The 12682-nt window shown below is 56.9% G+C and carries 10 protein-coding genes and 1 pseudogene; 6 read left to right on the plus strand and 5 right to left on the minus strand.

The features are described 5' to 3' along the window. Positions 1-240: 240 nt before the first annotated feature. Positions 241-786: an AraC family transcriptional regulator gene (locus tag Q1V60_RS06755; RefSeq protein ID WP_300628618.1), complete on the minus strand. Its 546-nt coding sequence runs from the start codon at positions 784-786 to the stop codon at positions 241-243. A 426-nt stretch (positions 787-1212) separates the two neighbouring features. On the opposite strand from Q1V60_RS06755, the gene Q1V60_RS06760 reads away from it, so the two are divergent. Genes Q1V60_RS06760 through Q1V60_RS06785 form a run of 6 tightly spaced genes read left to right on the plus strand, consistent with a single transcriptional unit; the run spans position 1213 to position 9139 of the window. Continuing rightward, a complete protein-coding gene (locus Q1V60_RS06760; RefSeq protein ID WP_300628620.1) occupies positions 1213-2463 on the plus strand; it encodes an efflux RND transporter periplasmic adaptor subunit in 1251 nt (416 codons plus the stop codon). 46 nt (positions 2464-2509) lie between these two features. Continuing rightward, positions 2510-3226 carry an ABC transporter ATP-binding protein gene (locus Q1V60_RS06765; RefSeq protein WP_300628622.1) on the plus strand — a complete coding sequence of 239 codons (717 nt, stop codon included), beginning with the start codon at positions 2510-2512 and terminating at the stop codon, positions 3224-3226. A gap of 1 nt (position 3227) precedes the next feature. Beyond that, complete coding sequence (locus tag Q1V60_RS06770) at positions 3228-5657, plus strand: ABC transporter permease (protein WP_300628624.1); 2430 nt, start codon at positions 3228-3230, stop codon at positions 5655-5657. Between the two features lie 48 nt (positions 5658-5705). Continuing rightward, positions 5706-7118: a sigma-54 dependent transcriptional regulator gene (locus tag Q1V60_RS06775; protein WP_300628626.1), complete on the plus strand. Its 1413-nt coding sequence runs from the start codon at positions 5706-5708 to the stop codon at positions 7116-7118. Beyond that, positions 7111-8436, plus strand: coding sequence for an ATP-binding protein (locus Q1V60_RS06780; RefSeq protein WP_300628628.1), 1326 nt, complete (start codon positions 7111-7113; stop codon positions 8434-8436). Before Q1V60_RS06775 ends, Q1V60_RS06780 begins: the two co-directional genes overlap by 8 nt. After that, the gene (locus tag Q1V60_RS06785; RefSeq protein ID WP_300628631.1) at positions 8381-9139 is read left to right on the plus strand and encodes a 4'-phosphopantetheinyl transferase superfamily protein; all 759 of its coding nucleotides are present in this window, start codon (positions 8381-8383) and stop codon (positions 9137-9139) included. The genes Q1V60_RS06780 and Q1V60_RS06785 overlap by 56 nt, the downstream gene beginning before the upstream one ends. Here the strand turns inward: Q1V60_RS06785 and Q1V60_RS06790 are convergent. The 4 genes and pseudogenes from Q1V60_RS06790 to Q1V60_RS06805 form a co-directional block, all read right to left on the minus strand. Beyond that, on the minus strand, positions 9076-9741 hold the full coding sequence (locus Q1V60_RS06790; protein ID WP_300628634.1) for a DUF2807 domain-containing protein: 666 nt from the start codon (positions 9739-9741) through the stop codon (positions 9076-9078). The two genes, Q1V60_RS06785 and Q1V60_RS06790, sit on opposite strands and share 64 nt — an antisense overlap. 13 nt (positions 9742-9754) lie before the next feature. Further along, positions 9755-10825 carry a MupA/Atu3671 family FMN-dependent luciferase-like monooxygenase gene (locus Q1V60_RS06795; protein WP_300628636.1) on the minus strand — a complete coding sequence of 357 codons (1071 nt, stop codon included), beginning with the start codon at positions 10823-10825 and terminating at the stop codon, positions 9755-9757. Next, the gene (locus Q1V60_RS06800) at positions 10809-12116 is read right to left on the minus strand and encodes a cytochrome P450 (protein ID WP_300628638.1); all 1308 of its coding nucleotides are present in this window, start codon (positions 12114-12116) and stop codon (positions 10809-10811) included. Before Q1V60_RS06800 ends, Q1V60_RS06795 begins: the two co-directional genes overlap by 17 nt. Beyond that, positions 12106-12682, minus strand: a pseudogene (locus Q1V60_RS06805) (3-oxoacyl-[acyl-carrier-protein] synthase III C-terminal domain-containing protein); the annotation flags it as partial. The gene Q1V60_RS06800 and the pseudogene Q1V60_RS06805, both read right to left, overlap by 11 nt.

A 12682-nucleotide genomic window follows, 5' to 3' on the forward strand; every position in this document is an offset into this window, starting at 1 on the left:
TGCTGTAAGTGCCCGGTACTGAAGACCGTGCGTTTATACACGCAGCATTTCACAATTTGGCTCTCCTCTCAGTCAGTCCACAGCCTGATATAAAACCCGACTGCACGATCAACGCTGTTGCCATGTCTGCTTTCTCCCCGCCACAGGGGAACGGCGGCGTGGCACTAATGGAGAGAACTCGAGCCATACAACAGCGTTGGAGTGAGCTGAGGTTCGTGCGCCGTTGGTTGGGATTAGTTGTTATAACGAGTTGATGTTATTGATCAGCATGTTGCGTGAAAAATTATTTCTCTGCAGTCCAAAAATACAGTCGTACTCCGAGCTCTCTTTTTTGGACTCCTGTCGGGTTAACTTCATGATGCACTGTTTGAGCTTGAGTGGCGTTTCATTGTACGTCTTGCTGAAACTTCGCGAGAAATGCGGCAGCGAGGAAAAGCCACAGGCATAGCTGATATCGGTCAATGACCACTCGGGTGCCAGTTGGATAAACTCCTTGGCCAGTGCCAGGCGAACTTTCCACATCCACTTGATCGGCGTCACGTTATAGAACAGGTTGAACATTCGGCAGATGTCGAAGCGGGATTTGCCGCAGATTTTCTCCAAGTCGTTTAAGGTGATTTCTTCTGAAATATTCTCCACCATGTAGTTGATTACCTTGGCAATGCACAACGTTTTATCGGTGTGCGCATGTTTTCCATATATCTCGAAATGGCGTTTATTCAGGTCGTCCATTATCTGCTGGGTAAATAAGGACTTTTCCGCGTTGGAGATTTTACGTTCCCACATACAGACTCCGTTCTGCAGCGCTCGATGGCGTAGCAATTATTATGTGTGTTGGCGTGTGACTCACATATGAACAGGCAATTGCTATGCCATTTTTTAACCATTTTAAGTAGCTGTTTGTTCAATGCTTTTTTAAACATTTCGCGTTTCAGGGAAATCCCAATCCCATTTTCGGAATGTTCTTAAAAGGCGTGTTGCGGTTTGTCCCGCTAATGGGAATGACGTAAGGCGGACAGCGAAGGTGTAACGTTTGATTTAGCGAAGAAATTTGGGTGATGGTTCCGGAAGTGAAACTTCAGGCTATTACCATTCGGCTGCGATTACCGTGAATTTCACTAAAGTTGTTTATTGTCATTCGGTTATGCAAATTTATAATCGTTGGCACGATGCATGCTTGTCACTGCCCAGGCTTTCTAAATTGGTGTGGTTATGGATATCTCGATCCCAAACGAGGGAAATAAGGGTATATGGAAAAAACACCGTAAGGTTATTGCGGGTGGTGGTGTTTTGCTCGTGCTGCTGTTGCTCATCTACAACTATCGATTTTCGCCCTACCAGGTCGTTCGTAGCAGCGTGGCCGTGGCGGAAGTCAAATACGGTGATTTTGCGGTTGAGGTAAGGGGCAATGGTGTGCTTCTACCTTTGGACATCAACTGGGTGGCGGCAAATGTTGACGCACGGGTGGAGGAAGTTATTTATAAAGCAGGAATGAAAGTCAGCAAAGGTCAATTGCTGGTGGTCATGAGTAACCCCACGCTTGAGCAGCGGCTTCAGGAAAACCGGCTGGAGCTTGATGCGCGTCGCGCCGAAACCGAGGCAAAAAATGCCGAGCTGCAAAACAAGATTTTGAATCAGGAGGCATTGATGCTGGATGCAAAGAGTCGGCTACTCAGTTCCGCTCTGCGCCTGGCGGCTCAGAAAAAGTATATTGCCGCCGTGCCCAGGCTGGAATATGAAACGACCCGCATCCTGACTGAACAGTACACGCAACAGGTCAGTTTTGAAGAGCGGCGGTTGAAGACACTCAAGCTGAGCGTCCAGGCGGATATAAAAGCGAACCTGATGCGCCTCAACAAGATGGACTCCCAAGTGGCGTTGAGTCAGCAGGAAGTCGATTCGCTCAAGGTCAAGTCACCCATAGATGGCATCTTGCAGGACGTCAAGGTTCAGGTCGGGCAGCGGGTGACGGTAGGCAGTGACATTGCCCGCCTCGCCAAGGAAAAAGAGCTGTACGCCGAGCTCAAAGTCCCTGAATTGCAATCGCGCGATCTTGCGGTCGGGCAACCTGTCACGATCAACACAGGGCGCAGCCGTTTTACCGGTGTGTTGTCCAGGGTCGATCCTGCGGTGACCAACGGAACAGTCAAGGTGGATGTCACGTTCGACCAGCCGTTGCCTCAGGAAGCGCGGCCTGATCTGAGTGTCGACGGCTTGATCGCAGTGACGAAAATCAATAATTCGCTGTACGTCGAGCGCCCGCCGTTCGCGCAGAACAACCTACCCTCTATGCTCTACCGACTGGACGACAAAGATCGCTCAGCGACCAAAATGAAAGTGAATTTCGGGCAGGGGTCTGCTGATTACATTCAAATCACCGCCGGGCTCAAGGCTGGCGACAAGATAATTCTAAGTGACAGCACCGCTTGGCAGGGGGCCGACCAGATTGAAATCGTCAACTGATACCGCTCGCGCCGGCCTTCGCAACAACTCCCAGGAGACAGCAACCATGGAACCGTTGGTAGCACTGACTGATGTAAACAAAATTTTCCTGACCGACGAAATCGAGACTCATGCGCTGAGCAAGATCACCCTCACTATTTCAAAAGGTGAATACGTCGCCATCTCCGGGCCGTCGGGCTGTGGGAAGTCGACCCTGCTTTCAGTGCTGGGGTTGCTGGACACGCCTTCGAGCGGTACTTATCAACTGGCCGGCCACAATGTCGACAATATTTCCAAGAAGCAGCGCGCGCAGGTGCGTAACCGAGACATCGGCTTCATCTTTCAGTCGTTCAACCTCATCAGTGATCTGACGATCGAAGAAAACGTCGCGCTGCCACTCACATACCGCAGTGATATTTCCAAAGCCGAGCGGCATCAACGGGTAATCGAAGCCTTAGCCAAGGTCAATATGTCTCACCGCAGCCGTCACTATCCGTCACAGCTCTCGGGCGGGCAGCAGCAACGCGTCGCGGTGGCTCGGGCGATTGTCGGTAACCCCTCGATCCTTCTTGCGGACGAACCCACCGGCAACCTGGACTCGCACAATGCCGAAGCGGTGCTCGACATCCTCGATAAATTGCACCGCGAGGGCGCCACTATCTGCATCGTCACTCACGATCCGCGCTCGGCCGAGCGTGCACAGCGCAGTATTGTCCTGTCTGACGGCAAGGTAGTCGGCGACGGCGAACAGGCGCGGCAATTGACCCTGGTGAAGGAAGCATAAGATGCTTTTTGACATTCGCTACGCCTTGCGACTACTCCTGAAAAGCCCCGGTTTTACCTTTGTCACCGTGTTGATCATGTCCTGTGGACTGGCGTTGACCCTGTACATGTTTTCGGTGATCAACACCATTATGTTCGCGCCGCTCCCTTACCCGGACGGGGAAAACATGGTGCTGGTCAACCCGACCGTGAATAGTGTCAGCCTGAGTGATTCAGGGTTGAACTTCATGGATTACAGCGAAATCAAGACGCGTACCACCCAGCTTGAGGACGTCGGGTATTTCTACGCGGAGCGCGCGGATATCAGTGATGGCAGTAAGGCTGTTTCCTACATGGCTATCAGAAACACCCCGCAGATGTTCTCTTACGCGGGCGTTCAGCCATTTCAAGGACGCGTACTGAATCAGGAAGATATACAGACGGGTGCCCAACCTGTCGCGGTAATCAGCTACGCCATGTGGCAAAACTATTTCGCTCGCGATGCGCAGGTCATTGGTCGTGATATCAGGATCAACGGTGTGCCGACGCGCATAGTCGGCATCATGCCGGAAAATTTCGCCTTCCCCTTCTTTCATGACCTGTGGCTGCCGTCGCAGCTTGAACCTTCGCGTTACCTGGTACGTAAAGGTGCCCCGGAAGTGTCGGTATATGCGCGTTTAAAACCCGGCGTGACCTTCGAGGACGCCAATCGCGACCTCAATAGGGTGATGCAGGCGGTCGCGCTGGAACACCCGGAAAGCAATAAGGGGCTCTCTGCGCAGGTATTGACCTTTCAGGAAAACTTCATGGGCGAGGAGACCCGGCCGATCTTTATCGTGATGTTGTTCGCGGTCAGTTTCGTGCTGCTGTTGGCGTGCTGCAATGTCGGGAATCTGCTACTGGCAAGGACCACCGAGCGCTCCAAGGAAATCGCGATTCGGGTGGCGCTGGGCTCCCCCGCGGGCCGTCTGGTTCTGCAAATGATGCTCGAAAGCTTATTCATCTGTTGTCTGTCCGGTATCCTGGCCGTCCTGCTGGCTGCATGGGGGTTGGAGGTCACCAACCAAATACTGCCGGGCTTCGTCCCTAATAAAACCCCGTTCTGGTGGCAGCTGTCCCTGGATAATGTGCTGGTCTTCAACGCCCTGGCGTTGGTCATCATCACGGCGCTGCTCACCAGTGCCTTGCCGGCCTGGAAAATCATGCATGGCAATTTCAATGATGTGCTGCGCGATGGTACGCGCGGTGCGCAAAGTCGTGGTGCGGGCCGGGTTTCACGGATCCTGGTGATCTTTGAAGTCGGGCTTTCCTGTTCGATCCTGTGTATCAGCGCGCTTTTTGCCGTGCTGGTCTACCAGGCGACCCGCGCTGATTATGGTGTTGATACCCATAACTATCTGACCGCGCAAATCCACCTCAATCCTAATGATTACCCTGATGACTCACGCCGTATTCTGTTTTATCGGCGCCTGAATGACAGTGTCGCCGCGATTACAGGGGTCGATAGCGCCGCATTGACCACCAGCGCCGTCGGACAATTCACTCTGCCGCGCCAGGTGGACGTCGACTCGTCGAGCAATAACACCAATGAGCGCTGGTCCTACCCGATCGTCAACGACGTGCAGGTCATGCCGGGTAGCCTGTCGGCGATGGGGATCACGCCGACAGCGGGCAGGGAGTTTTCCCACGCTGACACTCAGGACTCACAACAGGTCGTCGTCGTCAGCCAGTCCTTTGCCGAACAGTTCTGGCCGGCGGAACGGGATGTGATCGGCAAACGTCTGCGTTTTCGCGATACCGACGACCAGCGTTGGTACACCGTGGTAGGCGTGGTGCCCAGCGTCATCCATGGACGCCCTTTCAGTGCCTTTCGCCACCGCGCCACGGTCTATCGTTCGCTGGAGCAACAACCCTCGTCCTCGTTGATGCTGGTGCTGCGCGCCCAGCAACCGGATACCGTCGGCCCAGCGTTGATCAACGGGGTTCGTCAGGTGGACAGTAATCTGTCGGTCAATCAGATCCAGACCCTGGATGAACGCCTGGCCCGCAACACCGCAGGCTTGCATTTTATTGCCAACCTTTTCATGTTGTTCGGCCTGGTGGCGATGATTTTGGCGGCAACGGGTATTTACGCGGTGATGTGCAACTTGATCAATCAGCGTACCCAGGAGATCGGCCTGCGCATGGCCATGGGCGCCACTGAGAGCAATTTGTTGCGCATGCTGATGATTCAGGGCGGCAAGCAGCTATTGACCGGGCTGGTGATCGGCTTGCCGCTGGCGTTCTTCGTGGCGCCCAAGTTGACGCGTATTTTGGGTGACGCAAACACGCCTTTCGTGCTCCTCTTCTGGATGGTGGCGCTGATGATTACACTGGTGGTGGCATTGGCGGTCTGGCTTCCTTCGCGCCAGGCAACCAATATGTCGCCCGCCGACGCGATTCGTTATGAATAAAACGACTGCCGTGCTCCCAGGCACGGCCGTACACGCTGGATGCTTAACATGAACGATAAGAAACACATCCTTGTTATAGACGACGACGCCGGCATCCTGACCAGTCTCGATATCCTGCTGCGCATGCATGGTTACGATGTGACGGTAGAAACACAGGCTGATCGTCTGCTTGCGCATTTGTATGCAAAGCCGGTTGACCTGGTGTTGATGGACATGAATTTCCGCAAGGACACCACGTCCGGCCTGGAAGGCTTACAGTTGCTGGCCGAGATGAAGAAGTTCGATGATTGCTTGCCGGCTGTGGCGATGACCGGGTGGGGCAGCGTCGACATCATCGTCAACGCCATGCGCGCGGGGGCGGCCGATTTTATTCAGAAACCCTGGGACAACGAGCGTTTGCTGAGCATCGTCCAGCAGCAGATCACCCTCAGCCAGGCGCGCCGTTCGGGCAATTGCCTGCGCGAAGAAAACAAGCTGCTCAAGCTGGCGCTTGAAGATGACATGGACAGCGAGTGGGTCGTCCGCTCACCGGCGATGCAACGTTTGATCAGCATGGTGGAAAAAGTCGCGGTGACGGATACCAGCGTGCTGATCCTGGGCGAAAACGGTACCGGTAAAAGCTTGCTCGCGCGTTACATCCACCAGATTTCATCACGTAGCGAACACAGCATTGTCGAAGTGAACATGGGCTGCATCAACGAGCAGTTGTTCGAAAGCGAAATGTTCGGCCATGTCAAAGGCGCCTTCACCGACGCACGGGAAAACCGTATCGGCCGATTTGAATTGGCGGACCAGGGCACGCTGTTTCTCGATGAAATCGGTAACTTGCCGCTGACCCAGCAAGTGAAATTGCTACGGGTACTGGAAGAGCGGCAGTTTGAGCGCGTCGGCTCTTCACGTACCCAATCCACGCATTGCCGAATCATCGCCGCAACCAATTCCGACCTGGAAAAAGCCGTGCTTGAGGGGCGGTTCCGCCAGGACTTGCTGTACCGCATGAATCTGATTCAAATTCAGCTGCCTCCGCTTCGAGAGCGCCTGGAAGATATCGAGCCACTCACCGAGCGCTTCCTGAAGCGTTTCGCTCGCAAGTACAACAAACCCCGGCCAGTGTTGTTACCGCAGGCGCGCCAGGGGCTTCTCGATTATGCATGGCCGGGCAATATCCGCGAGCTCAGCCATCTGTTGGAGCGTGCGGTGTTGCTGTGTCGCGCCAATGTCATCGACCTGGAAGACCTTTGCCTGCCGCCTTCGATGTCCGCGCAGAGCGCGACGCGTCCGGTCACCGACGCATCCGCAGGGTTGAGCGATACCTGCACCCTGGCCGAAGTCGAAGAAACCGTGCTGCTGCGGCGCCTGCGTCAGTATGACGGCAATGCGGTCAAGGCGGCTGAATCGCTGGGCCTGAGCCGCAGCGCGTTTTATCGTCGGCTTGAAAAACTAAAAATTTGCCATGAGTAAGTTTTTTCACGCATTCGAGATACGTCATCTGCTGCTGTGCAGCCTGGCGCCGTTGGGCGCAATCATTGCCTATCTGCTGCTATGGTTTTTTCCGCACCAATCCCTGTACCTCAAGTTGTTCACGCTGTTCGTGCTGTGCGTGACAATGGTCTATTTCTGCTATCACTTTTTTCAGCAGCTGATTTTTAAGATCAACGTCATATCCAATCTGCTGGAAGCGGTGGAGCAAGAGGATTTCAGCCTGCGCGGGGTGTCCACGGGGGTGGGCGCTTTCGAGGGGGTTATCGCACAGATCAATGATATTTCCAGCCAATTGTCGCGCCACCGTCAACAGCAGCGGGAGATGGACTTTCTGCTGCAAAAGGTGATTTCCAACATCACGGTCGCTATCTACGCCCTGGACGGCGACTATCGCCTGATCTGGTGCAACGAGGCCGCGTCGCAGATGCTGGACACGTCGCTGGAGAAATTGATTGGCGATACCGCCAGTCGTTGGCAACTGGACACCCTGCTGCTTAACGCCAACACGCAACAGCCGGTAGTCTCCGAGCATGAAGGGCGGCCCGGGCGCTATAAAGTGTCCAGTGACACCTACATGGTCGACGGGGTGCAGAACGTGCTGTTGTTTGTCAGTGACGTTGACCACATGTTGCGTCAGGAAGAGCAGAAAGCCTGGCAGGATCTGCTGCGCGTCATCAGTCATGAAATCAACAACTCCCTCAGTCCCATCGCCTCCATCAGCCAGATGCTGCAGCAGCATTACCGGCAGAATGCTGAAAATCTACCACCAGGTTTTACCGAGGGTATCGACCTGATCAGCCGACGGGCGCGCGAGCTGATCGAGTTTATCAGCAGCTACAGGCAGTTGGGCAAGCTGGCGCCGCCACGCAAGGAATGTCTGGATCTGGCGGCCTTGATGGCCGAGTTGCCCCTGTTGTTCGCGCACCGTGTGATCAGCCTGAACGGGCCGCGACCGCTGACGGTCAGCCTCGACCGCGCACAGATACATCAATTGCTGATCAACCTGATCAAGAATGCCGATGAGTCGATGGGCACCAGCACCGACGGTATCGACATCGAGTGGGCTGAAGAGAAGGGACGCTTGCTGATCACCATTCTTGATGGCGGCGTGGGGCTGGCCAATCCGACAAACCTGTTCGTGCCGTTCTACACCACCAAACCCAATGGCACCGGTATTGGCTTGATCTTGTGCCGGCAAATCGTTGAAAGCCACGGCGGCTACTTGTCTCTGGAAAATCGTCATGAGCAGACCGGATGCAAGGTCACCATCAACTTACCGCTACAACGCGCTGCCTGAGTTGATCGAAGGCCGCGGTGTCTGCCTGCTGCGCCACTTTGACAATGAGCCGGCGCACAGGCAGGTTCGGCAACGGGCGCACCATTGGCTGCGCCAGGTGCTGGCCACCTACCTGGCCATTCCGGTGGACCAAGTGCGTATCGCGCGAACCGCTGCTGGCAAGCCTTGGCTGCCCGAGCACGCCTGGTTGCGCTTCAACTTGAGCCACAGTGGTCGTTCGGCGGCCATTGCCCTGTGCCGGGGACATGAGGTCGGGGTAGACCTGGAAGCCATCAGCGGGAAAGTGACGGTAAAAAAAGCCATCGCCCGGCGTTTTTTTCACCCGGACGAGCAACGCTGGCTGGCGCTTGATGAAGCCAACTACCTGGCGCGCTTTACCCAACTGTGGAGCATCAAGGAGACCTGGCTCAAGGCGCTGGGAGCCGGTCTGACCCAATCACTCGCCGGCTTTTGCGCGATACCGCCGTGCGCTGCAAGCGGGGTGGCGCAGATCATGGTCAACCCGCCCGTGAACATTGGCCAGATTCATTACCGCCAAGTGCAGGCGCAGGAAGGTTTTTGCCTGGCCTACGGGGTGATCCCTGCCCCGGGACACCCCTCAGTGCAATGGCTGTTTGTCGCTGATCAAGCGTTTGCCGATCAGGAACAGTCCGAGGTCGAAATATCGCTGCCGAACGAGCCCGTGGCGCCGGTATCGACCTGAGCCGACGGGCTCACGGACATGCGCGCACCGGCCGATAGGCTGCCGCTGATCCGTGGCACCTGACACAGGGAGGACTGCGCGCCCATGCTCATGCGCACGGTTGCCACATCCGCCGAGAACGGCAGCGGTTTTTTGTTGAACGTGCCGCCCATGGCCAAGTCCAGCGTCAGTTCGGCCGTCTTGCCTTCGACCAAGATATCTGCACCCATGCTGCCGGCGACCGTCAATGTGTGTTGATCGATTGCACAGGCGGGGGCCTCGATTTTGACGCCTGCCTTGCCGGTCAGCGCTTTCAGCGGCTCGCTGGTGTACAGCGTAATGTCCAGGGCGTTGGAGAACAGGCGATCGGTCTGCCCGGCGTCGTTGACCAGCAACAGGGCTTTGTCGTTTGTCGTCACCTGGAGTTTTTCCAGCGTCTTGGCAGAACCTGAGACCACCATCGAGGAGGTGGCGGCGCATTTGACCGTCAGGTTGATACCTTGGCGGATTTCAACGCTGTTGAACGCGCTCAATGCCACGGTTTTTTCCGCCGCCAGCGTAGAACAGGCGCTCGTGCCGGCCAGCAGCGCGAGCATCAGGTTCATCTTGTTCAGGGTATTCATATAACCTCCGTTTTCACAGTAATGTCGCCAGTGTACGCAGCGTTGTTTCCACACTTTCCTGAGGCATGCCAAAGTCGACAAGCCCCGCCACTTCGTCGACGCCTTCACGCTTGAGCTGTTCAAGCTGCTCCCGGCATTCTGCGCCAGAACCGAATAAACCATAGTGGTTGAGGTATTTTTCCACGCCCCACTTGAGCGCATAGTCCTGCTTTTTTTCCGCTGTTTGGTGATCGTACGCAGGCGCGCTGTTGAGATTTTCAGACAGCTGCATGAACGCACGCAGGTAGCCCGTGAGTGCCGGCCGCAGGCGTGGCAGCAGCGCCTGGCGACGTTCTCCCGCCTGGGCATGCATCATCAGCGTGACTGTGCCGCCTGCCGGGTCCAGCCCCGCGTCCCGGCGTGCAAGGCGGTAGCTGGCGCAATTTTCCTGCAGCTGTTCACGGGTTTGCGAGATCAGGTGCGTTAGCACGTTCAGGCCGCGTTTGCCGGCCTCGTTGAATAACAACGGACTGCTTCCCGTTGTGACCCAGGCGGGTATGGCGTGCTGGTAGGCAGGCGGCCAGGTTTGCACCTTGATCGGTTCCGGCTGTCCCGGCCGCGACAGTTCGTGACGCGTCACCGATTCGCCGCGCCACAGCGCCTGGACCTGCTCCAGCGCGCTGAAGAGCACCTCGTGCCGCTCGCGGTAGTTGTGGGCCTGCAGGACAAAATCATTGCGTTGCCAGCCTGCGGAAAACGCCACGCCCACCCGGCCGCGTGAAAGGTTATCCACCAGCGCCCATTCCTCGGCGACGCGCAACGGGTCGTGCAAGGGCAGCACCACGCTGCCTGCGCGGATCCTGATCCGTCGTGTCGCGACGGCGAGCGCGGCACTGATCACCGAAGGGTTGGGGAACATCCCGCCGAACGTGTGGAAATGGCGCTCAGGCGTCCAGACAGCATGAAAATTGAGTTCATCCGCCAGCCTGGCAGTGCTCAGCAGCTGTTCGTATTTCTGCGCGAAGCTGTCTCGGGCTACGTCAGAGAAACAAAACACACTGAGCTGCGGAATGGCGCCCGGCGCCGAGTCAGGCGATGCATTCATGTGCATTGACCTCGGCTACCGATTCGATGGTGAAACAGATAGGCCCCCTGGGCAGTACATTCAGCCCATAAAGCGGTGTGAGCGCGGCAGGCGCAGTCGAGGGCGCGAGTGCAAAGACACAATGGCTGCACAGTGTTTCAATGGCTGTGGTGAGTTGGTCCATGGCCAGCGCCATGCCGACACAGTTGCGCTTGCCGATGCTGAACGGCACAAAGTGCTCCCGCGCGATCTTTTTACCCTCGAGAAAACGTTCTGGCCTGAAACTCAGGGGGTCGGGCCAGTAAGCGGCATTGCGGTGGACCAGCCAGGGTGAAAACAGCACTTTGGTGCCGGACGGGATTGTCACTCCGTCCATGTCCAGCGGGCTCTGGGTGAAGCGCTCGAAGAATGCCGTCACCGGTGTGATGCGCAACGACTCCTTGACGATGGCGCTGGCCATATCGCGCCTGCCCTGACGAGATTCTTCACGGACCTGATGCTGATACTGGGCGTGCTGTGACAGGTGAGTCAGGCACCACAGCAATGCAACCCCGGTGTTGTCGACGCTGGCCACCAAGTTACCCAACAACATGCTGATTGCCCGTTCCCGTTCGTGGGGGTGGGCATTGATATCCAAGGCCTGGTAAAAGCGTTGCAACATGCTGGGGTTGGCGTCTGCGCCGCCAGTGATCAAGGGCCCCAGCAGCGACTCAAGCTCTTCGCGAAAGGCGATCAGCGCCGGATGTCGGCACAGCGTCCCAGAGTCCTCGGCCGGTGCCACCACAATCAGTTGCAGGTAGATCCTGCGAAAGTGATTGACCAGACTGTCGAGCTGCGCAGGGCTGAGCGTGGGGCCGACAAAACCCTCGGCAACGCAGCGCAGGGCCCACTGCATGCAAATTGTCTGTATGGAGTCGTTTCCCACGTCCTGGAGCGTGTCGACTAACCAGTGCGCGGCGCCTTGAGTGCCCTGTTTGAGCACTGCTGATTTGGGATTGACCAACGGCGCGGTGAGTTTCCGGGCCAGGTGCCATTCTTCGCCTTCCCGGGCAGTGATCAGCGATTGCCCTAGCAGCAGGCGCCTGGACGTGTGTTCATTGTCGAGTTCCTTGTGAAAGCTGCTTTCGTTCTCCAGGAAAAACCGCAGATGGCGCGCGCCGGCCAGTACCAGCACGGCTTCCTGACCCTCGCCGATCCAGACTGCGTCGCCGTGCTGGCGACAGGCACTTTCCGCTATTTTGAGCAAACCCAATTGCGCGAATTTGATCGCGGACGGTTTGACGGTCGCAATGGCGGTGGGATTATCGAGCATGGGCAGCCTCCGATAAGGCGTCTGAGGTAACAGCGGCGCAACCGACCCAGCCGCCCAGGCCCACCGACAGCAGCAGGGCAGGGCGCCCGGTTTGCTCCGGGGCGTAGCGATCGAGCAGCAGCAACGGGTCGGCGGTGTAACAGTGGCCGCATTCGCCCAGCAGATCGGTGGCGACTGATCGGTCGCGGTTCTCCGGGTGGCGCAGCCAGGTTTGCCAACTGAGGCGGTTGATGTTGTGCGGCAGCAACCACGCCTGCTTGCGCATCGCTTCGGAGTAGGACGCCAGCGCGTGTTCCACTAGCTGGTTATGGGACTGATAGAAGCGCTTGATATCCTCGCGCGTGCCATCCAGGCCTTGCCAGAATCCGGGATGATAAAAGCACTGGATACCCGACACCCTGCGTTGGCCGCCGCCGGGTTTAAGCAGGGCGGCCGCGAAGCCGTCGGCAATCATCGTACAGCCCGGGATGTAGCGCTCGGCAAGGTCAAAGTCGGCCAGCGTGTCGCCCGCCAGCAGCGCTACGCAACGGTGCTTGCCGCTTGCCAGCAAGCGTTCGGCCAGGCGC

This window comes from Pseudomonas sp. (genome assembly GCF_030147005.1).
Taxonomy (GTDB): Bacteria; Pseudomonadota; Gammaproteobacteria; order Pseudomonadales; family Pseudomonadaceae; genus Aquipseudomonas.

What these genes read in the sequence shown, in the direction of transcription:
- Q1V60_RS06755 (WP_300628618.1), bottom strand. Translation starts at nt 786, where the DNA reads ATGTGGGAACGTAAAATCTCCAACGCGGAAAAGTCCTTATTTACCCAG.
- Q1V60_RS06760 (WP_300628620.1), top strand. Translation starts at nt 1,213, where the DNA reads ATGGATATCTCGATCCCAAACGAGGGAAATAAGGGTATATGGAAAAAA.
- Q1V60_RS06765 (WP_300628622.1), top strand. Translation starts at nt 2,510, where the DNA reads ATGGAACCGTTGGTAGCACTGACTGATGTAAACAAAATTTTCCTGACC.
- Q1V60_RS06770 (WP_300628624.1), top strand. Translation starts at nt 3,228, where the DNA reads ATGCTTTTTGACATTCGCTACGCCTTGCGACTACTCCTGAAAAGCCCC.
- Q1V60_RS06775 (WP_300628626.1), top strand. Translation starts at nt 5,706, where the DNA reads ATGAACGATAAGAAACACATCCTTGTTATAGACGACGACGCCGGCATC.
- Q1V60_RS06780 (WP_300628628.1), top strand. Translation starts at nt 7,111, where the DNA reads ATGAGTAAGTTTTTTCACGCATTCGAGATACGTCATCTGCTGCTGTGC.
- Q1V60_RS06785 (WP_300628631.1), top strand. Translation starts at nt 8,381, where the DNA reads ATGAGCAGACCGGATGCAAGGTCACCATCAACTTACCGCTACAACGCG.
- Q1V60_RS06790 (WP_300628634.1), bottom strand. Translation starts at nt 9,741, where the DNA reads ATGAATACCCTGAACAAGATGAACCTGATGCTCGCGCTGCTGGCCGGC.
- Q1V60_RS06795 (WP_300628636.1), bottom strand. Translation starts at nt 10,825, where the DNA reads ATGAATGCATCGCCTGACTCGGCGCCGGGCGCCATTCCGCAGCTCAGT.
- Q1V60_RS06800 (WP_300628638.1), bottom strand. Translation starts at nt 12,116, where the DNA reads ATGCTCGATAATCCCACCGCCATTGCGACCGTCAAACCGTCCGCGATC.